The 19510-nt window shown below is 67.8% G+C and carries 13 protein-coding genes; 6 read left to right on the forward strand and 7 right to left on the reverse strand.

Annotation, left to right across the window (positions count from 1 at the left end; genetic code table 11):
• Nucleotides 1–12 precede the first annotated feature (12 nt).
• From prmB to dapC, 5 genes are all read right to left on the reverse strand, one after another.
• A complete protein-coding gene (gene prmB, locus AAG895_RS09000; RefSeq protein WP_345795153.1) occupies nucleotides 13–990 on the reverse strand; it encodes a 50S ribosomal protein L3 N(5)-glutamine methyltransferase in 978 nt (325 codons plus the stop codon).
• A 63-nt stretch (nucleotides 991–1053) separates the two neighbouring features.
• Nucleotides 1054–2196, reverse strand: coding sequence for a succinyl-diaminopimelate desuccinylase (gene dapE / locus AAG895_RS09005; RefSeq protein WP_345795154.1), 1143 nt, complete (start codon nucleotides 2194–2196; stop codon nucleotides 1054–1056).
• 57 nt (nucleotides 2197–2253) lie between these two features.
• On the reverse strand, nucleotides 2254–3429 hold the full coding sequence (locus tag AAG895_RS09010; RefSeq protein WP_345795155.1) for a PilT/PilU family type 4a pilus ATPase: 1176 nt from the start codon (nucleotides 3427–3429) through the stop codon (nucleotides 2254–2256).
• A 23-nt stretch (nucleotides 3430–3452) separates the two neighbouring features.
• Complete coding sequence (gene dapD / locus AAG895_RS09015) at nucleotides 3453–4274, reverse strand: 2,3,4,5-tetrahydropyridine-2,6-dicarboxylate N-succinyltransferase (protein ID WP_345795156.1); 822 nt, start codon at nucleotides 4272–4274, stop codon at nucleotides 3453–3455.
• 14 nt (nucleotides 4275–4288) lie between these two features.
• Nucleotides 4289–5482 (reverse strand): succinyldiaminopimelate transaminase, encoded by a 1194-nt coding sequence (dapC, locus tag AAG895_RS09020; protein ID WP_345795157.1) that lies wholly within the window; start codon nucleotides 5480–5482, stop codon nucleotides 4289–4291.
• Between the two features lie 198 nt (nucleotides 5483–5680).
• Between dapC and smc the strand changes: the two genes are divergently transcribed.
• From smc to galU, 4 genes are all read left to right on the forward strand, one after another.
• A complete protein-coding gene (gene smc, locus AAG895_RS09025) occupies nucleotides 5681–9277 on the forward strand; it encodes a chromosome segregation protein SMC (RefSeq protein WP_345795158.1) in 3597 nt (1198 codons plus the stop codon).
• Between the two features lie 40 nt (nucleotides 9278–9317).
• On the forward strand, nucleotides 9318–10400 hold the full coding sequence (locus tag AAG895_RS09030; protein ID WP_345795159.1) for a cell division protein ZipA C-terminal FtsZ-binding domain-containing protein: 1083 nt from the start codon (nucleotides 9318–9320) through the stop codon (nucleotides 10398–10400).
• A 13-nt stretch (nucleotides 10401–10413) separates the two neighbouring features.
• Entirely contained in the window at nucleotides 10414–12507 is a 2094-nt protein-coding gene (gene ligA / locus AAG895_RS09035; RefSeq protein ID WP_345795160.1) for an NAD-dependent DNA ligase LigA, read from the forward strand.
• 99 nt (nucleotides 12508–12606) lie between these two features.
• A complete protein-coding gene (gene galU, locus AAG895_RS09040; RefSeq protein ID WP_345795161.1) occupies nucleotides 12607–13509 on the forward strand; it encodes a UTP--glucose-1-phosphate uridylyltransferase GalU in 903 nt (300 codons plus the stop codon).
• A 156-nt stretch (nucleotides 13510–13665) separates the two neighbouring features.
• Here the strand turns inward: galU and typA are convergent, their stop codons facing one another.
• Entirely contained in the window at nucleotides 13666–15483 is a 1818-nt protein-coding gene (gene typA / locus AAG895_RS09045) for a translational GTPase TypA (RefSeq protein WP_345795162.1), read from the reverse strand.
• Nucleotides 15484–15609: 126 nt separating this feature from the next.
• On the opposite strand from typA, the gene AAG895_RS09050 reads away from it, so the two are divergent.
• Nucleotides 15610–16347: an S-methyl-5'-thioinosine phosphorylase gene (locus AAG895_RS09050; protein ID WP_345795163.1), complete on the forward strand. Its 738-nt coding sequence runs from the start codon at nucleotides 15610–15612 to the stop codon at nucleotides 16345–16347.
• Between the two features lie 11 nt (nucleotides 16348–16358).
• Nucleotides 16359–16865: a TIGR00645 family protein gene (locus AAG895_RS09055; RefSeq protein WP_345795164.1), complete on the forward strand. Its 507-nt coding sequence runs from the start codon at nucleotides 16359–16361 to the stop codon at nucleotides 16863–16865.
• A gap of 54 nt (nucleotides 16866–16919) precedes the next feature.
• Here the strand turns inward: AAG895_RS09055 and AAG895_RS09060 are convergent, their stop codons facing one another.
• A complete protein-coding gene (locus tag AAG895_RS09060) occupies nucleotides 16920–19496 on the reverse strand; it encodes a [protein-PII] uridylyltransferase (RefSeq protein WP_345795165.1) in 2577 nt (858 codons plus the stop codon).
• Between the last annotated feature and the right edge of the window lie 14 nt (nucleotides 19497–19510).

A 19510-nucleotide genomic window follows, 5' to 3' on the forward strand; every position in this document is an offset into this window, starting at 1 on the left:
GATCCGCTCCGGCTAATCGGCCGCGACCGCGGCGTGCTGGAGATCCTCGCGTCGCAGCAGGAACACCATGTCGTCGCCACCTCGGGTGGATAGCCAGTTGAATGGCAGCTCAGGAAAGGCCTCTTCGACGATGTGGCGATTGTGGCCGACCTCAACCGCGAGGATGCCGCCGGGGTTGAGGTGGTCTGCCGCCTGGGCGAGCAGCCTGCGCACGACGTCCAATCCGTCGTCGCCCGAGGCCAGCGCCATCCGCGGCTCATGCAGGTACTCGGGCGGTAGCGCGTCCATCGCCTCGGCGGTCACGTAGGGCGGGTTGCTCAGGATGAGATCGAAGCGGCGTCCGTCGACTTGCGCGAAGACGTCGCTGCGCACCAGTTCGACGCGCTCTTCCAGCCCGTAGTCGGCGACGTTGATGCGGGCGACGTCGAGCGCGTCGTCCGAGAGGTCGACCGCGGTGATCGCGGCGTTGGGGAAGGCATGCGCCATCAGGATGGCGAGACAGCCCGAGCCCGTGCACATGTCGAGCGCGCCGGTGATGGCCTCGGGCGCATCCACCCACGGCGCAAGTCCGTCCTCGAGCAGCTCGGCGAAGAACGAGCGCGGCACGATCACGCGTTCATCGACGGTGAAACGGAAGTCGCCCAGCCAGGCCTCGCCCAGGATGTAGGCGGTGGGAAGGCGTTCATCCGCGCGTTGCTCGATGGCTTCGAGCAGGCCGATGCGCTCTTCGCCGGGGATGCATGCGTCGAGGAAGGGTTCGAGGCGGTCGAGGGGCAGGGCGAGGGTTCCGAGGATCAGCCAGACCGCCTCGTCGAAGCTGTCCTGTACGCCATGGCCGCAGAAGATGCCGGCGCGGTTGAAGCGGGTGACGGCATAGCGCAGCCAGTCGCGCACGGTGACGAGCTCGGCCAGCGGGCCGTGTTCGTGCTCATGCTCGTGCGCTTCTTCGTGGTCAGGATCGAGGTGGTCGTGCTGCGTTTCGTGCGACATTGATTCGGATCTCGTTGGGGCCTCGTGGGCGCTGTTTGCGTGGCGAGTGCGGGCGGCGCAGCCTCAGTGCGCGCTGCCGAGCAGGGCGTGGAGGGTGCGCTCGTAGACTTCGGACAGGGGTTGGATCGCATCGACCGCGATGCATTCGTCGATCTTGTGGATCGAGGCGTTCACCGGGCCGAACTCGACCACCTCGGCGCAGATGTCGGCGATGAAGCGACCGTCGGACGTGCCGCCGGTGGTCGACAGTTCGGTGTCGACGCCCAGCGTGTCGCGGATTGCCTTCGACAGTGCGCCGACGAGCTTGCCGCGACCGGTGATGAAGGGCTTGCCCGAAAGGTGCCAGTCGATCTCGTACTGGAGGCCATGGCGGTCGAGCACTTCGCAGGTGCGACGTTTGAGATCGTCGGCGGACGACACGGAGCCGAAGCGAAAATTGAACATCACCTCGCAGACGCCGGGGATGACGTTGTTGGCGCCGGTGCCGGCGTGGATGTTCGACACCTGCCAGGTGGTGGGCGGGAAGAACTCGTTGCCTTCGTCCCAGGTGATCGCAGCCAGCTCGGCGAGCGCGGGCGCGAAGAGGTGGATCGGATTGCGTGCGAGCTGCGGATAGGCAACGTGGCCTTGCTGGCCCTTGACGCGCAAGGTGCCCGAGAGCGAGCCGCGACGGCCGTTCTTGATCATGTCGCCGAGCGTCCTGACCGAGGTGGGTTCGCCCACCACGCAATAGTCGAGACGCTCGCCGCGTGCCGCGAGGGCCTCGACGACCTTGACCGTGCCATGGGTGGCCACGCCTTCCTCGTCCGAGGTCAGCAGCAGCGCGATGCTGCCCGCATGCGCCGGCGTGCTGGCGACGAAGCGCTCGATCGCGGTGACGAAGGCTGCGAGCGAGGACTTCATGTCGGCTGCGCCTCGGCCGTAGAGAACGCCGTCCACGACCGTCGGCGCGAACGGCGGATGGGCCCAGGCTTCGCTCGGGCCGGGCGGGACGACGTCGGTGTGACCGGCAAAGCACAGCACGGGCGCCGCCGTGCCGCGTCGAGCCCACAGATTGCATACGCCGCCCACGTCGATGCGTTCGAGGGTGAAGCCGAGCGGGCGCAGGCGGTCGGCGATGAGATCGAGGCAGCCGGCGTCCTGCGGCGTGACGGAGGGGCGGGCGATCAGCTCGCAGGCGAGCGCGAACGTGGCTTCAGTGGTCATGTCGTGTTGGTTACGTTGGGGTGCCGAGGCTGGCGCGGCGACCGCCTGGGCGGCGGCTCAATGATTGTCGACGTTGAGGGTGAATTCGTGGAAGGAGGCGCCGTCCGGGCTGGTGGACTCGAACTCCATCAGCTTAGTGGACTTGTTCGCCGCCGGTTGGCCGTCGGTGGCCTGGATCTGGGCGTTGTTGATCAGCCAGTGCAGATTGCTCGGCGAGTCGGCGTTGGCCAGTGCCTCGTCCAGGGTGATGGTCTTGTCTGCATGGAGCCGGTAGAGGGACTGCTCGAAGGTCTGTGAGCCGGGTGCGAGCGATTGCTCCATCGCCTCCTTGATGGCGTTGAGTTCGCCACGTTCGATGAGCTCGGCGATGTGCCGTGTGTTCATCAGGATCTCGACCGCCGGGATGCGCTTGCCGTCGGGTTTGCGCACCAGGCGCTGGGAAACGATGCAGCGCAGCGCCACCGCAAGGTCGAGGTAGAGCAACTGGCGGTTCTCGAGCGGGAAGAAGTTAACGATGCGGTTGAGCGCGTGGTAGGCGTTGTTGGCATGCAGGGTGGCCAGGCACAGGTGGCCCGTCTGCGCGTACGAGATCGCCGCCTGCATGGTCTCGCGGTCGCGGATCTCGCCGATCAGGATGCAGTCGGGCGCCTGGCGCATCGCGTTACGCAGGGCCTCGTTCCAGCTCAGCGTATCGATGCCGACCTCGCGCTGGTTCACCACCGACTTGCGGTGCTTGAACAGATACTCGATCGGGTCCTCGACGGTGAGGATGTGACCGCTGCGGTTCTGGTTGCGGTGGTCGATCATCGACGCCAGCGTGGTCGACTTGCCCGAACCGGTGGCGCCGACGACCAGGATCAGCCCGCGCTTGTCCATGACCACCTCGGTCAGGACATCGGGCAGCCCGAGCGAGGCGATCGTGGGGATGTCGCTCTGGATGTAGCGCACCACCACCGCAGGCGAGTTGCGCTGCCAGAACACATTGACCCGGAAGTTGCCCAGGTCGCGCCGGCCAAAGGACAGGTTCAGCTCGCGGTCGCGCTCGAAGACGGCGGTCTGCGCGGGGGTGATGGCCTCGCCGAGCATGCGCTGGATCATCAGCGGATCCATCACCTGCTGGTTGATCGGCATGGTGTGCCCCTGGATCTTGATATGGATCGGGGCGCCGGCAGTGATGAAGAGGTCCGAGGCCTTCTTCTCGGCCATCAACTGGAAGAGATTGTCGAAAATCATGCCTCGGACTCCGGGCTCGGGGGTCAGGCCCCGCGCAGCAGCTCATTGATGCCGGTCTTGGCGCGGGTCTGCGCGTCAACCCTCTTCACGATCACGGCGCAGTACAGGCTGTACTTGCCGCAGGCCGAGGGCAGGCTGCCCGGCACCACGACGGCGCCGGACGGCACGCGGCCGTAGGTGACCTCGCCGGTCTCGCGGTCGTAGATCTTGGTGCTCATGCCGATATACACGCCCATCGACAGCACCGCGTTCTCTTCGATGATCACGCCTTCGACGACCTCGGAGCGCGCGCCGACGAAGACGTTGTCCTCGATGATGACCGGGCCGGCCTGCACCGGCTCGAGCACGCCGCCGATGCCGACGCCGCCCGACAGGTGCACGTTCTTGCCGATCTGTGCGCAGGAGCCGACCGTCGCCCAGGTGTCGACCATCGTGCCTTCATCGACGTAGGCGCCGATGTTCACATAGGAGGGCATCAGCACCACGTTCCTGCCGATGAAGCTGCCCTTGCGCGCCATGGCCGGCGGCACCACGCGGAAGCCGCCGGCGCGGAACTGGTCCGGGGTGTAGTCGCCGAACTTGGTGGCGACCTTGTCGAAGAAGTTGAGGCCGCCGGCCTGCACCACCTCGTTGTCGCGCAGGCGGAACGAGATCAGCACCGCCTTCTTGATCCACTGGTTGACCACCCACTGGCCGTCCTTCTTCTCGGCCACGCGCAGCGTGCCGGCGTCGAGGCCGGCGATCACTTCTTCCACGGCGTTGCGGATCTCGGCCGGGGCTGCGGTGGGCGACAGGCTGGCGCGGTTTTCGAAGGCGTCGTCGATGATCTGTTGCAGAGCGTGCATTGGGGAGTTCTCTCTCAGAGGGTTTTGCAGAAATCGATGATGCGCTCGGCAGCCTCGACACACTCGTGCGTGTCGGCCACCAGCGCGATGCGGACGAAATCGGCGCCCGGATTGACGCCGTTCGCTTCGCGGGCGAGGAAGCTGCCCGGCAGGACCGTCACATTATATTCAGCCTGCAGACGGCGGGCGAAATCGGTATCCGGGATCGGCGTGCGCACCCAGTAATAGAAACCGGCGTCGGGCAGCCTGACGGGCAGGTGAGGCTCGAGCATCGGCGTGATGCGGGCGAACTTGTCGCGGTAGAGGCGGCGGTTCTCCTCGACATGGACCTCGTCGTTCCACGCCACCACGGAGGCCGCCTGGACCGCGGGGTTGAGCGCACAGCCGTGGTAGGTGCGATAGAGCAGGAAGTCCTTGAGGATCCTCGCGTCGCCGGCGACGAAACCCGAGCGCATGCCGGGCACGTTCGAGCGCTTGGACAGGCTGGAGAACATCACGACGTTGCGGAAATCGGTACGCCCCAGGCGCCATGCCGCCTCGAGGCCGCCGATCGGCCTGGCGTCGTCGTCGAAGTAGATCTCCGAGTAGCACTCGTCGGCGGCGATCACGAAGCCGTAGCGGTCCGAGAGCTCGAACAGCGTCTTCCATTCGTCGAGCTTGAGCAGGCGGCCGGTCGGGTTGCCCGGCGAACATACGTAGACGAGCTGGATGTCCCGCCAGGTGGCCTCGTCGATGCCGGTGAAGTCCGAGCCGAAGTCGTTCTCGGCCAGGTTGTTGATGAAGACCGGCTCGGCGTTGGCGAGCAGGGCGGCGCCCTCGTAGATCTGGTAGAACGGGTTCGGGCACAGCACCTTGGCGCCGGGCCTGGTGCCGTCGACCACGCACTGCGCGAAGGCGAACAGCGCTTCGCGCGTACCCGCGACCGGGATGACCTGGCTCGCCGGGTCGATCTTCGGCAGGCCGTAGCGGCGCTCGAGCCAGTGCGCGATCGCGCCGCGCAGCGCGTCGCTGCCCAGCGTGGCCGGGTAGCTCGACAGGCCGCCGAGGTTGTCGGCAAGGGTCTGGCGGATGAAGCCGGGCGTCGGGTGCTGCGGCTCGCCGATCGACAGCCGGATGGGCTTGAGATGCGCGGGGGGCTCGATGCCGGCGAAGAGCGCGCGCAGTTTTTCGAAGGGATAGGGCTGGAGGCGGGCGAGGTTCGGATTCACTTTGATACTCAATGCCTGCACGCGTGCGGCGCCGGCAGCGAAGTCGGGAAGGTCGAAGATGTTATCATGGCGCGCCTTCGCGGCAGCCGGAGACGGCCCCCGCGGCACGGCGCGGATCCGGCGCCCGCCAGCCCGGTGCGTGCCGGCCGAGTCGCAAGGCCCGCCTGCACCGCCTCCAGTTCTCGGTCTCTCTTCGACGTGCGTCTTTCCAAGCTCAAACTCGCCGGTTTCAAGACCTTCGTCGATCCGACCACCGTGCTCACCCCCGGCAATCTCGTCGGCGTGGTGGGCCCCAACGGCTGCGGCAAGTCGAACATCATCGATGCCGTGCGCTGGGTGCTGGGCGAGACGCGCGCCTCGGCGCTGCGCGGCGAGTCGATGCAGGACGTGATCTTCAACGGCTCCACCACGCGCAAGCCGGTGTCGCGCGCGAGCGTCGAACTGGTGTTCGACAATGCCGAGGGCAAGGCGGCGGGCCAGTGGTCGCGTTACGGCGAGATCTCGGTCAAGCGCGTGCTCGATCGCTCGGGCGAGTCGACCTATTACATCAACAACGTCCATGTGCGCCGCAAGGACGTGATCGATCTGTTCCTCGGCACCGGCCTGGGGCCGCGCGCCTACGCGATCATCGAGCAGGGCATGATCTCGCGCATCATCGAGGCGCGCCCGGAGGAGATCCGCGGTTTCCTCGAGGAGGCCGCAGGCGTCACCAAGTATCGCGAGCGGCGCAAGGAGACCGAGGGCCGACTGCGCGATGCTCGCGACAACCTCGCGCGCCTCGACGACATCCGGATGGAGCTCGGCGAGCGCATCGTTCATCTCGAGGCGCAGGCCGAAGTGGCCGCGCGCTACCAGCGGCTCAGCGCCGCCCACATCGAGAAGCAGCAGCTGCTGTGGCTCGTGAAGCGCAATGAGGCGCGCGCCGAGCATGCGCGGCTCGCGGCTGCGCTCAATGAGGCCACCACGCGAATCGAGGCCGACAGCGCCCGCCTGCAGGAGCTGGAAGCGGCGGTCGAGGAACGTCGCGATGCGCATTTCCAGGCGTCCGAGGCGGTCCACGGTGCGCAGAGCGAGCTGTTCGCGGTCAGTGCCGAGGTCGCCCGGCTCGAGACCGAGTTGCAGCATCTTGGCGAGGCGCGCCGGCGGACCGAGGCACGACTCGCGCAGCTCGAGCTCGATCGCGGGCACTGGCTCGCACGCCGCGAGACGCTGACGAGCGAGCATGCGCGGTGGGCGGCGCTGGCCGAGAATGCCGCGCTGCGTGGCGAGCAGGCCGAAGCCCGCCACGGCGAAATCTCCGACCGTCTGCCCGAGCTCGATGCCGCGCGCCAGGCGGCGGATGCCACCATGGGCACGGCGCGGCGCGAGCTCGCGCACACCGAGCAGCAGCTGCGGGTGGAGGAGGCCAACCGTGTCAGCGCGCAGCGCGCGCTCGATGCCCTGCAGCAGCGTCGGGCGCGGCTCGAGGCCGAAGCCGCTGCCGTCGTCGGTCCCGACGAACGTGCCCTCGCCGAACGCGAGGCCCGGCTGGAAGCGCTGCAGGACGCGCTCGCCGCCAGTCAGCAAGGATTGTCCGAACTCCAGGCCCGCCTTCCCGATGCGCAAGCCGCCCTCAAGGCAGCACTCGAGCACGAGCGCGCGGTGCAGCGCCGTCTCACCGAGCTGCGCGCGCGGCGCGACGCGCTCGTCCAGCTCCAGGCCCGCGTGCAGTCGCAGGGCAAGCTCGGCGACTGGCTCAAGCGGCATGGACTCGACAGCCTGCCACCGCTCTGGAAGTTCCTGCAGGTCGAGGCCGGCTGGGACGAGGCCGTGCAGGCCATCCTGCGCGAGCGTCTTGCCGCGCTGACCGCCCCGGATGCTGCTGGCGCCACGGCCATGGCACGCACGGTGCTCGACGAGCATCCGCCGGAGTCGCTGGCCCTGCTGTTCGCGGCAGACGACGGGGGCGGTGCGCGGCAGGGTGCGAACGCCGGCGAGTCCGGGTCAGGGATTGCGCTGTCGCAGCTACCGACGATCGCGGGCATCGCCCCGGCGCGCCCGCTGCGCGCCGTGGTGCACGTCACCGACGCGGGCCTGGCTGGTCTGCTGGACGCGTTCCTCGCCGGCGCCTTTGCGGTGGATCGGATCGAGGACTGGCTGGGGGCGCACGTGCAGCTGCCTGCCGGTCATCGCGTGGTGGGCCCGCGTGGGCAGATCCTGGACCGCGACAGCCTCATTCACCACGCACCCGATGCCCGCACCCACGGCGTGATCGAGCGCCAGCGCGAGATCGACGCCCTCGCCGACGAGCAGCAGGCGCTCGAAGACGAGGCCCGCCTCGCCCACGATGCGTTGCTTGCGGCGGAGGAGGCCACGAGCGCGCTCCAGGAGAACATCAACGGGCTGCGCCGCGAAGCGCAATCGGTGCAGGCACAGGTGCATGCCGAGCAGGTCGAGGTGCTCAAGCTAGCGCAGGCGCGCAGCCGCGCCGAGGAGCGTCGTGGCCAGCTTGCCCGCGACCTCGGCGACCTCATACACGTCGAGGCGACCGAGCGCGAGCATCTGGCGCGCGCGGAGACTGAGCAGGCGCGCGCCATTGAGCTCGCCGAACTGCAACGCGAGCGCCTCGATGCCGCCACGGAGGTCTTGCGCGAACGCGAGCAGGCTTTGCGCGAGGCGCGTGCGCTCGAGCAGGCCGCCGCGCGCGAGTTGCAGGAAGCGCGTTTCTCGGAGCGCGAATGCGCCGGCAAGCTCGATGACATCGCGCGCAACCAGCAGCTTGCCGCCGAGCAGCTCGAGCGCATCCATGACGAGGTCGGCACGCGCCAGAGCGAGCTCGAGGCCGCCGGCGACGATCGCAGCCAGGAGGCGCTGCAGGCCGCGCTCGGCCTGCGCGCGAGCCGCGAGGCCGCGCTCGCCGCTCGCCGCGACGCCCTCGAGCACGCAAACGCTGCACTTCGGCAGGCAGAGGAGCTCCGCCTGCGCACCGAACATGAGGCTGCACCGGTGCGCGCGCGCGTGGCCGAGCTACGGCTCGCGGTGCAGGCCGCCGAGCTTGCGGTTGCACAGTTCGAGGAACGCCTGCACGAGGCGTGCGCCGACGAAGCCGCGCTCGCCCCGCTGCTCGCCACCGACCCCAAGGAGGGTACGCTGCAACGCGAGGTCGCGCGGCTCGCACGCGAGATCGCCGAGCTCGGTGCGGTAAACCTCGCGGCGCTCGACGAGCTCAGGAGCGCCAGCGAGCGCAAGGGCTATCTCGACGCCCAGACCGAGGACCTGCTGCAGGCGATCGAGACGCTCGAGGACGCCATCCGCCGCATCGACCGCGAGACCCGCGAGCAACTGCAGGAGACCTACAATACGGTCAATCGGCAGTTCGGCGCGCTGTTCCCCCAGCTTTTCGGCGGCGGCAGGGCCGAGCTGGTGCTGACCGGCGAGGAGATCCTCGATGCCGGCATCCAGATCGTGGCGCAGCCCCCCGGCAAGAAGAACACGTCCATCCACCTGCTGTCCGGCGGCGAGAAGGCGCTGACCGCGATCGCGCTGGTGTTCTCCATGTTCCAGCTCAATCCGGCGCCGTTCTGCATGCTTGACGAGGTGGATGCACCACTGGACGATACGAACACCGAGCGCTACGCCAACATGGTGAAGCGCATGTCATCGCAGACGCAGTTCATCTTCATCAGTCATAGCAAGATCACGATGGAGTTCGCGCAGCAGCTGGTGGGCGTGACCATGCAGGAACAGGGCGTGTCGCGTGTCGTGGAAGTGGATATAGAAGAGGCGCTGCGCCTGGCCGAGCCGGCCGCAGCCTGATCAACAGCAATCGGCAAGACGGAGCTATTCGGGAATCTAAATGGACAGCGAACTTCAGATCGCGCTGATCGGCGCCGGCATCGCCGCGGTGGTGCTGATCGTGGGCTACAACAAATGGCAGGAGCGCAAGCATAGACGCGACGCCGAGCGCGCCTTCCGCTCGGAGCACCGCGACGTGCTGCTCGAGCCGCGCGCGGAGGGCGAGAGCGCCGAGCGCAAGGAGCCCGGCATCGGCGCGGCGGAGGAGCAGGCGCGTCGGTTCAGCGAGACACCGGTCAAGCGCACCACGCCCGAGCTGCCTCGCCTGCTCGACGCGCGCGCCGACTGCGTGATTCGCCTGGAAGCGATCGAGGCGCTCGACGTCGCCAAGGTGTGGGCGATCCAGTCCGAGCAACTCGCCGGGCTGAGCAAGCCGGTGCGCTGGTTCGGGTTCAATGACGCCGACAACGTCTGGCTGCCGCTCGGTCCCGACAGCAGCGGTGCCTGCCACTGGTTCTGTGCGGCGCTGCAGCTGGTGAACCGCCAGGGCTCGATCGGCGAGACCGATTTCATGCGCTTCACCGGTGGTGTGCAGCGTGTGGCCGATGCCGTGATGGCGCTGCCACCGGGCTTGCCCTTGCGCGCCGAGACCCTGTACGCGGCCACCGAGCTCGACCGCTTCTGCGCCGACGTGGATGTGCAGATCGGCGTGAACGTCGTCGCGCGCGAGGGGCAGTTCGAGGGTCGTGACATCCAGCGCCTCGCCGAGCGCCATGGCCTTCACCTGGGAGGAGATGGCTGCTTCCATGCGGTCAGCGACGACGAGCACCTGTTCACGCTCGGCAACCTCGAGTCGGGGCTGTTCGCGCCGGAGAGCCTGAAGGGGCTGGTCACCCGGGGCCTGACCCTGGTCATCGACGTACCGCGCGTGGGCAGGGGGGGCGCAGCCTTCGACCGCCTGATGCAGACCGCCGCCGAGCTCGCGCGCGAGCTCGGCGGCGAGGTCGTGGACGACAACCGCGCCCCCTTCGGCGCCGAGGCGGCGGCGATGATCCGGAGCCAGATCGAGCAGTTCCAGGCGCGCATGGCCGAACACGGCATCCCGGCTGGCGGATCGCTCGCCCAGCGCCTGTTCTCGCTGTGATGGACCCGCTGTGATGGACCTTTTCGACGCGGCCGGCGCGTCTGCCGGCGGCGCCTCGTCGGGCGGCGGGCCTGCCGTGCGCGCAGCCGGGTTGCGCGCGGAGATCGCGCGCCACGACCACGCCTACTACGTACTCGATGCGCCGACCATCCCGGACGCCGAGTACGACCGCCTGTTCCGGGAGCTGCAGGTGCTCGAAGCGGCTCACCCTGAGCTGCGCACCGCCGATTCGCCCACGCAGCGGGTGGGCGGAAAGCCGCTCGCGCAGTTTGCGGCCGTGCGCCACCGAGTCCCGATGCTGTCGATCGGTACCGAGACCGACACCGAGGCCAGCGGGGCCTTTGCCTTCGATGCACGTGTGCGACGCGCGCTCGGCTTGAAGGATGGTGAGCCTGAGGTGGAGTACGCGGCCGAGCTCAAGTTCGACGGTCTCGCGATCAGTCTGCGCTACGAGCACGGCGTGCTCGTCGAGGCCGCGACGCGTGGCGATGGCGAGACGGGCGAGGACGTCACCGGCAACGTGCGCACGCTCAAGTCGATTCCGCTGCGCCTGCGCGGCGAAGCGCCGTCGGTGCTGGAGATTCGGGGCGAGATCTACATGCGCCGTGACGACTTCGACCGCCTGAACGCGCGTCATGCCGAGGCTGGCGAGAAGACCTTCGTCAATCCGCGCAACGCCGCGGCGGGCAGCATTCGCCAGCTCGATCCCGCCATCGCCGCGCGCCGCCCGCTGTCGTTCTTCGCCTATGGCCTGGGGGCGACCGAGGGCTGGATCCTGCCGCCGACGCATTTCGGCGTGCTCGACGCCATTGCCGCTCTCGGCCTCCCGGTGTGCGAACACCGTGCCGTCGTCGCCGGGGCGCAGGGCCTGGCAGCTTTCCATGCCCGCATCGCTGCGCTGCGCGACGCGCTGCCATTCGATATCGACGGCGTGGTGTACAAGGTCAATTCCCTCGCCCTGCAGAGCGAGCTCGGCTTCGTGACGCGCGAGCCGCGCTGGGCGGTGGCGCACAAGTATCCTGCGCAGGAGGCGATCACCCTGCTGCGGGACATCGAGGTGCAGGTCGGGCGCACCGGCGCACTGACCCCTGTCGCACGCCTCGAGCCGGTGTTCGTCGGTGGCGTGACGGTGACGAACGCGACCCTGCACAACCAGGACGAGATCGACCGCAAGGATGTGCGCATCGGCGACTGGGTGATCGTCCGGCGCGCGGGCGACGTCATCCCCGAGGTGGTGGCGCCGGTGGTGGAGCGACGCGGCGGCGATCTGCCGCGGTTCGTGCTGCTGGAGAAGTTTCCGGTCTGTCCGGTGTGCGGTTCGCACGTGGTGCGCGGCGAGGACGAGGCGGTGGCGCGCTGCACCGGCGGGCTGTTCTGCCCGGCGCAGCGCAAGCAGGCCTTGCTGCATTTCGCCGGCCGGCGGGCAATGGACATCGAGGGTCTGGGTGAAAAGCTGGTCGACCAGCTGGTCGACGCGGCGATCGTCAAGACGCCGGTGGATCTCTACCGCCTCGGCGTGCTCGCGCTCGCCAACCTCGAACGCATGGGGGAGAAGTCGGCCCACAACCTGCTGGCAGCGATCGAGAAGAGCCGCTCGACCACGCTTGCACGCTTCATCTTCGCGCTCGGCATCCGCAACGTGGGCGAGGCGACCGCGCGCGACCTGGCACGACATTTCGGTAATCTCGACGCCTTGATGGCGGCCGATGCCGATGCCCTGCAGCAGGTGCCCGACGTGGGCCCCGTGGTGGCACAGTCGATCGCGGCGTTCTTCGGCGAGCCGCACAATCGCGAGGTCATCGAGCAGTTGCGGGCCGCGGGCGTGCGCTGGGCCGAGGGCGAGCCGGCCGGCGCCGCAAACGGACTGTTTGCCGGCAAGACCTTCGTGCTCACCGGTACCCTGCCCACGCTCACCCGGGACGAGGCCAAGGCCCTGATCGAGGCGCAGGGTGGCAAGGTTGTCGGCTCGGTGTCGAAGAAGACGCACTACGTGGTGGCGGGGGCTGACGCCGGCTCCAAGCTCTCGCGCGCGCAGGAACTCGGCGTGCCGGTGGTGGACGAGGCGGGCCTGCGCGTCCTGCTGAGCGAAACGGATACAAATGCCTGACGTCCGGCCGCGCGAGTTCGCGCATCATGCCGGGCGCCCGGCACCCTGTCTGCGTGCGGGGGAACGAGCGCACACAATCGAAACGGGAGTGAAAGAAGAATGAAGAAGGTCACCAAGGCGGTGTTTCCGGTCGCTGGCATGGGCACGCGCTTCCTGCCCGCCACCAAGGCGAGCCCGAAGGAGATGCTGCCGATCGTGGACAAGCCGCTGATCCAGTACGCGGTCGAGGAGGCGGTTGCCGCCGGCATCACCGACATGATCTTCATCACCGGGCGCACCAAGCGCTCGATCGAGGATCATTTCGACAAGGCCTATGAGCTCGAGACCGAACTCGAGGCGCGCGGCAAGAAGGAACTGCTCGAGATCGTCCGCCAGACCGTGCCGAAAGGCGTCAACTGCATCTACATCCGCCAGTCGGAGGCGCTCGGCCTCGGCCATGCGGTGCGCTGCGCGAGCCACGTGGTCAGTGACGAGGCCTTCGCGGTGATCCTTGCCGACGATCTGCTCGACAACAAGGACAAGACGCCGGTGCTGAAGCAGATGGTGGATGTCTATAACTACCACCGCTGCTCGGTGCTCGGAACGATGAACGTGCCGCGCGAGGAGACCCGCAGCTACGGCATCGTCAGCACCGAGTCCGACAAGGGCCAGGTGCAGCGCATGACCGGCATCGTCGAGAAGCCGAAGCCCGAGGAGGCGCCCTCGACGCAGGCCGTCGTCGGGCGCTACATCCTGACCCCGCGCATCTTCGACCACATCCGCGCCCTGAAGCCGGGTGCCGGTGGCGAGTACCAGCTCACCGACGCGATCGCCTCGCTGCTGAAGGAAGAGGCCGTGCTGGCCTATCAGTTCGACGGCGTGCGCTACGACTGCGGCTCCAAGCTCGGCTACCTGAAGGCGACGATCGAGTTCGGTCTGCGCCATCCGGAAACAGGGGCGGAGTTTGCGCAGTATCTGAGCGGCCGCTTCGGCGCCGAGGCGGCCAGCAGCAAGAAGAAGTAAGCGCGCGTTCATCCGGCGTCTCGATCCGAGTGCCGTCGGAGCGAAGTGCGCGATGCCCTCGAAATGAAAAAAGGCCCCGCCGGAATGATCCCGGCGGGGCCTCGGTATTTCAGACTTCGGTGAAGGCCGCGGGGGCGGAGCCCCGCGCGTGCATGATCAGGCCTCGGCGGCCTTGGCCGCGCGCTTGCGGTCGGTTTCCTTGAGGTGACGCTTGCGCAGGCGGATGTTCTTGGGGGTGATCTCGACCAGCTCGTCGTCGGCGATGAACTCGATCGCCGATTCAAGCGTGAGCTGGATCGGCGTGATCAGGCGCACGGCTTCGTCGGTACCCGAGGCGCGCACGTTGGTGAGCTGCTTGCCCTTGATCGGGTTGACCACGAGGTCGTTGTCGCGGGTGTGGATGCCGATGATCATGCCCTCGTACAGCGCCTCGCCCGGGCTGACGAACATGCGGCCGCGGTCCTGCAGGTTCCACAGCGCATAGGCCACCGCGTCGCCGTCGTTCTGCGAGATCAGCACGCCGTTGCGGCGCTCCGCCATCGCACCGGCCATCGGGCCGTAGTCGTCGAAGACGTGGCTGGCCAGCCCGGTGCCGCGCGTCATGGTGAGGAACTCGCCCTGGAAACCGATCAGGCCGCGGGCCGGGATGCGGTACTCGAGGCGCACGCGCCCCTTGCCATCGGGCTGCATGTCCTGGAGTTCGCCGCGGCGGCGGCCGAGCTCTTCCATGACGCCGCCCTGGTGGTCTTCCTCGACGTCGACGGTGAGCATCTCGTAGGGCTCGCACTTCACGCCGTCGATCTCCTTGTACACCACGCGCGGGCGGCCCACCGCCAGTTCGTAGCCTTCGCGGCGCATGTTCTCGAGCAGGATGGTGAGGTGCAGTTCGCCCCGGCCCGACACCTCGAACACGTCCGAGTCTCCGGTGTAGTTGACGCGCAGCGCGACGTTCTTGAGCAGTTCCTTCTCCAGGCGCTCGCGAATCTGGCGGCTGGTGACGTACTTGCCCTCGCGGCCGGCCAGCGGCGAGGTGTTGACCATGAAGTTCATGGTCAGCGTCGGCTCGTCGACCGCGATCGGGGTCATCCCCTCGAGGCAATCCGGGTCGCACAGCGTGACGCCGATGTTGACCTGCTGGATGCCCGCGATCAGCACGATGTCGCCCGCTTCGGCGCTCTCGGAGGGTTTGCGCTCCAGGCCCTCGAAGGTGAGGATCTGGCTGACCTTGCCCTTGCCGCGGTTTTCCGCGCCGTACATGACGACGACTTCCTGGTTGGGACGCACGCGGCCGCGCTTGATGCGGCCGATGCCGAGCTGGCCCATGTAGGTCGAGTAGTCGAGCGAGCAGACCTGGAGCTGCAGCGGACCGTCCACATCCACTTCGGGCGCGGGCACGTGCTTGAGGATGGCCTCGAACAGCGGACGCATGTCGGTGCGCTCGTCGTCCAGGTTCTCGACCGCGAAGCCGTTGAGCCCGGAGGCGTAGATGACCGGGAAATCGAGCTGTTCGTCGGTGGCGCCGAGCTTGTCGAAGAGGTCGAAGGTATGGTTGATGACCCAGTCCGGACGCGCGCCCGGGCGGTCGATCTTGTTGATGACCACGATCGGTTTGAGGCCGAGCGCGAGCGCCTTGCGGGTCACGAAGCGGGTCTGCGGCATCGGGCCTTCGACCGCGTCGACCAGCAGCAGCACGCTGTCGACCATCGACAGCACGCGCTCGACCTCGCCGCCGAAGTCGGCGTGGCCCGGGGTGTCGACGATGTTGATGTGGGTGTCGCCGTACTGGATGGCGCAGTTCTTCGACAGGATCGTGATGCCGCGTTCCTTCTCGATGTCCCCCGAGTCCATGACGCGTTCGGCGACCTGCTGGTTTTCGCGGAAGGTGCCGGACTGGCGCAGCAGTTGGTCGACGAGGGTGGTCTTGCCGTGGTCGACGTGGGCGATGATGGCGATGTTGCGGATGGCGCGGGACATGGAGGAGGGCGGGAAGTCTTTGAAAGGGCGAGGATTCTAACATGGGCTGCGGCGCCGCAGCATGGAATTCTCGAGCTTTCCGGGGGGCGTGCTAGAATCCCGCGCCCAGTCTCGAGAGGTCTAGGAATGCTTGCGATCATCGGCGGCAGCGGACTCACCCAGTTGTCGAACATGGAGATCGAGCGGCGCGAGGTCGTGCGCACGCCCTACGGCGAGCCATCGGCTGCGCTGGCCTTCGGCCGCGTATGTGGGGAGCGCGCGGTGTTTCTCGCCCGCCACGGCTTTGGCCACACGATCCCGCCGCACCTGGTGAATTACCGTGCGAACATCTGGGCGCTGAAGGAGGCGCGGGTGAGCGGCATCGTCTCGGTGGCCTCGGTCGGCGGCATCCGGGCCGACCTGGCGCCCGGCACCCTGATCGTGCCCAACCAGATCATCGACTACACCTGGGGCCGCAAGAGCACCTTCTTCGAGGGCGGCGACACGCCTGTGCGCCACATCGATTTCACCCACCCCTACGACGAGCCCCTGCGCCAGCGCTTGCTTGCGGCGATCCGGCGCGCGGGCGACAGCGCAGTGGATGGCGGCGTGTATGCCACCTCGCAGGGCCCGCGCCTCGAGACTGCCGCCGAGATCGACCGCTTCGAGCGCGACGGCTGCGACATCGTCGGCATGACCGGCATGCCCGAGGCGGCGCTCGCGCGCGAACTCGAGCTGCCCTACGCAGCCATCGGCGTGGTGGTGAACTTCGCTGCCGGGCGCTCGTCGAGCGAAAACGGCATCCACTTCGACGACATCGAGGTCGTGCTGCAGGAATCCATGGTCCGGGTGCGCAACGTGCTCGAATGCTTGTGTCAGATCTGAGGTCGATTGTGATGAAGCGTATTGAATCCGCCTTCGAGCATGTGCTGTTTACCAGCCGCTGGCTGATGGCGCCGGTCTATTTCGGGCTCGTGCTGGCGATGGTGCTGCTGCTGGTGAAGTTCGCCAAGGAGCTGCTCGGCCTGTTCTCGCAGATCTGGACGGCGACGGGCAGCGACCTGATCATCGGCGTGCTGTCACTGGTGGACGTGGCGCTGATCATGAACCTGCTGATCATCATCATGTTCAGCGGCTACGAGAACTTCGTGTCGAAGATGGAAGATCTCCATACCCATCGCGACCGCCCCGAGTGGATGGGCCACATCGGTTTCTCGGACCTGAAGCTCAAGCTGATCGGCTCGATCGTCGCGATCTCCGGGATCGAGCTGCTCAAGGCCTTCATGAACGCACAGAACCTCACCGATCGCCAGCTCGGCTGGATGGTCGGCATCCACGTGACTTTCCTGTTCTCGGGCCTGCTCTACGCCGGCATGGATCGCCTGGCCGGCAAGGGGCACTGAGAGGCGGTCGCGCAGCTGGCCGGACTGGTCGCCCCGCAGGCCGCCCGGGGCGCGTCAAACCTGCAGGCGGTCGAGCAGCTCGCGCTCGATCTTCAGCACCTGCGCGTCCTGCGCGAGCGCCTGGCCGGTGAGCAGGAAGGTGTCCTCGACGCGTTCGCCGAGCGTGGCGATCTTTGCGGTGTGAAGGCGGATGCCATGGTCTGCCAGCACCGAGGCCACGTCGAACAGCAGCCCGGGACGGTCGGCCGCGGTCAGTGACAGCACGTGGTGCCGACCGGCCTCGTCGGGCCGGATGCTGACCTCCGGGCTGATCGGGAAGTGCTTGACCTGGCGTGACATGCGGCCGCGCGCCGGGCGCTCGGGGGCGCCCGGTTTCTGCAGGCGGGCGCAGAGCTCGTGTTCGATCAGGATGACGATGTCGCGGTAGGCGGCCTGCTGGCCGGGGTCCTGCAGCATGAAGCTGTCGAGCGCGTAGCCATGGCGGGTCGTGTGCACCTTGGCGTCGAGAATGGTGAAGCCCATGCGGCCGAAGAAGCCGGTCAGGCGCACGAACAGATCCTTCTGGTCGCGGGTGAAGACCATGACCTGCACGCCGTCCTCGTCTTCGGCGACGCGTGCCTTGACCACCGGTTCGTCCGTGGTGCTGCGGTAGTAGAGGATGCGGGTGTGCCAGGCGATCTCTTCGGCCGAGTGGCGCATGAAGTACAGCGGATCGAGCTTCGCCCACAGCTCGTCCTCGGTCCCGGGGCGCAGACCGTGGAAGCGCAGCTGACGGCGCGCATCCTCGAGTCGGCCGTCGAGGCCCAGCGCCTCCTGCGGCGTGGCGCCGCGCAGCAGGCGCTGGGTGGCGAAGTACAGATCCTCGAGCAGCTTGCCTTTCCAGCCGTTCCACACTTTCGGGCTGGTGCCGCGGACGTCGGCATGGGTGAGCAGGTAGAGCGCGGTCAGCCGGCGTTCGTCGCCGACGATGCGGGCGAAGCGCTGGATGACCTCGGGGTCCGAGGTGTCTTCCTTCTGGGCCACGCGCGACATCGTGAGGTGGTGCTCGACCAGCCAGACGACGAGCGCGATGTCCTCCTGTGGCAGCCCGTGAGCGGTGCAGAACTCGCGCGCATCAACCATGCCGAGCGTCGAGTGGTCGCCGCCGCGGCCCTTGGCGATGTCGTGGAAGAGGGCGGCGATGTAGAGCAGCCAGTGGCGCTCGAAGGCGACGATGAGCCGCGTCATCAGCGGGTACTCGTGGGCGTGCTCGCCCATCGTGAAGCGACGTACGTTGCGCAGCACCATCAGGATGTGCTGGTCCACCGTGTACACGTGGAACAGGTCGTGCTGCATCTGGCCGACGATGCGACGCCACGCCGGGATGTAGCGCGACAGGATGCCGTACTCGTTCATGCGCCGGAACGCGCGCACGATGCCGCGCTTCTGCTGCAGGATCTGCAGGAAGAGCTCGCGATGCTCGGGTCGGGCGCGGAAGGCGGCATTCACCCGGTTGCGGTTGATCCACAACGCGCGCAGCGTGCGCGCCGTCATGCCCTTGAGTTCGGAGCGCTGCTGCAGCAGCAGGAAGCATTCGAGCAGGGCGGAGGGGTGGCGCTCGAAGACATCCTCCTGGCGGATGTCGAGCAGCTCGCGCACGACCTGGAAGCGCGGATTGACGACGATGGCGGCGCCGCGGTCGGGAAAGATCACGCTGCCATAGTTCTGCAGCAGCACGGTGTTCAACTGCATCACCATCTTCGCGGTGACGTAGTAGCGCTGCATGAGCACTTCGGAGGCACGCCGGTTGGCGGTCGGCTCGATGTCGAGTGCGCGCGCGATCTTTTCCTGGTGGTCGAAGAGCAGGCGGTCCTCGGCCCGGCCGGTGAGGTAGTGCAGGCGAATGCGCAGGTGCTGCAGGAAGCGCTCCACGTTGCGCAACTCGCCGGCCTCGCCGCCGGTGATGAGCCGATGACGGGCGAGATCGCGCCAGTTGCGGCCCAGACCGGCCGCGCGCGCGATCCAGCCGAGCATCTGCAGGTCGCGCAGACCGCCGGGGCTTTCCTTGCAGTTGGGCTCGAGCGCGTAGGGCGTCTCGTTGAAGCGGGCGTAACGCTGTTCCTGCTCGAGCAGCTTGGCCTTGTAGAAGGCACGCACGTCGAGCGTATCGCGGTAGCGCGTCACCAGTTCGGCGAAGAGGCTCGAGTTTCCGGCGAGCAGGCGTGCTTCCAGCAGGCTGGTCTGCACCGTGATGTCGTCGGCGGCGGCGATCATGCAGTCGTCGACGGTGCGCACTGAGTGGCCGATCTCCAGGCCCATGTCCCACAAGGCGCCCACCAGGGTGGCGAGCCGGGTCTGCAGCGCGTCGTCCGGGCGTTCGGGGAGCAGGATCAGCAGATCCACGTCCGACGCCGGGAACAGCTCGCCGCGGCCATAGCCGCCCACGGCGACGACCGCCGCTTGTGCCGGCATGCCGCAGGCCGACCACAGCGCGGCGATCTCCCGATCCACCAGCCCCGCACGCCCCTTGAGCAGGGTTGCGGTGTGCGGACGCGCCTCGTATTCGCTGCGCAGCGACGCCATGCCTTCGCTCATGCGCTTGCGTGCAGCGGCGAGCACGGGCTGCAGGGAGGCGGTGAGCGAGTCGTTCATGCGTGGACCCCGAG

It is taken from the genome of Thauera sp. JM12B12, assembly GCF_039614725.1.
In the GTDB taxonomy this organism is placed as follows: Bacteria; Pseudomonadota; Gammaproteobacteria; order Burkholderiales; family Rhodocyclaceae; genus Thauera.

Coding starts and splice junctions, on each gene's coding strand:
- prmB (WP_345795153.1), bottom strand. CDS start 990: ATGTCGCACGAAACGCAGCACGACCACCTCGATCCTGACCACGAAGAA.
- dapE (WP_345795154.1), bottom strand. CDS start 2,196: ATGACCACTGAAGCCACGTTCGCGCTCGCCTGCGAGCTGATCGCCCGC.
- AAG895_RS09010 (WP_345795155.1), bottom strand. CDS start 3,429: ATGATTTTCGACAATCTCTTCCAGTTGATGGCCGAGAAGAAGGCCTCG.
- dapD (WP_345795156.1), bottom strand. CDS start 4,274: ATGCACGCTCTGCAACAGATCATCGACGACGCCTTCGAAAACCGCGCC.
- AAG895_RS09030 (WP_345795159.1), top strand. CDS start 9,318: ATGGACAGCGAACTTCAGATCGCGCTGATCGGCGCCGGCATCGCCGCG.
- ligA (WP_345795160.1), top strand. CDS start 10,414: ATGGACCTTTTCGACGCGGCCGGCGCGTCTGCCGGCGGCGCCTCGTCG.
- galU (WP_345795161.1), top strand. CDS start 12,607: ATGAAGAAGGTCACCAAGGCGGTGTTTCCGGTCGCTGGCATGGGCACG.
- typA (WP_345795162.1), bottom strand. CDS start 15,483: ATGTCCCGCGCCATCCGCAACATCGCCATCATCGCCCACGTCGACCAC.
- AAG895_RS09050 (WP_345795163.1), top strand. CDS start 15,610: ATGCTTGCGATCATCGGCGGCAGCGGACTCACCCAGTTGTCGAACATG.
- AAG895_RS09055 (WP_345795164.1), top strand. CDS start 16,359: ATGAAGCGTATTGAATCCGCCTTCGAGCATGTGCTGTTTACCAGCCGC.
- AAG895_RS09060 (WP_345795165.1), bottom strand. CDS start 19,496: ATGAACGACTCGCTCACCGCCTCCCTGCAGCCCGTGCTCGCCGCTGCA.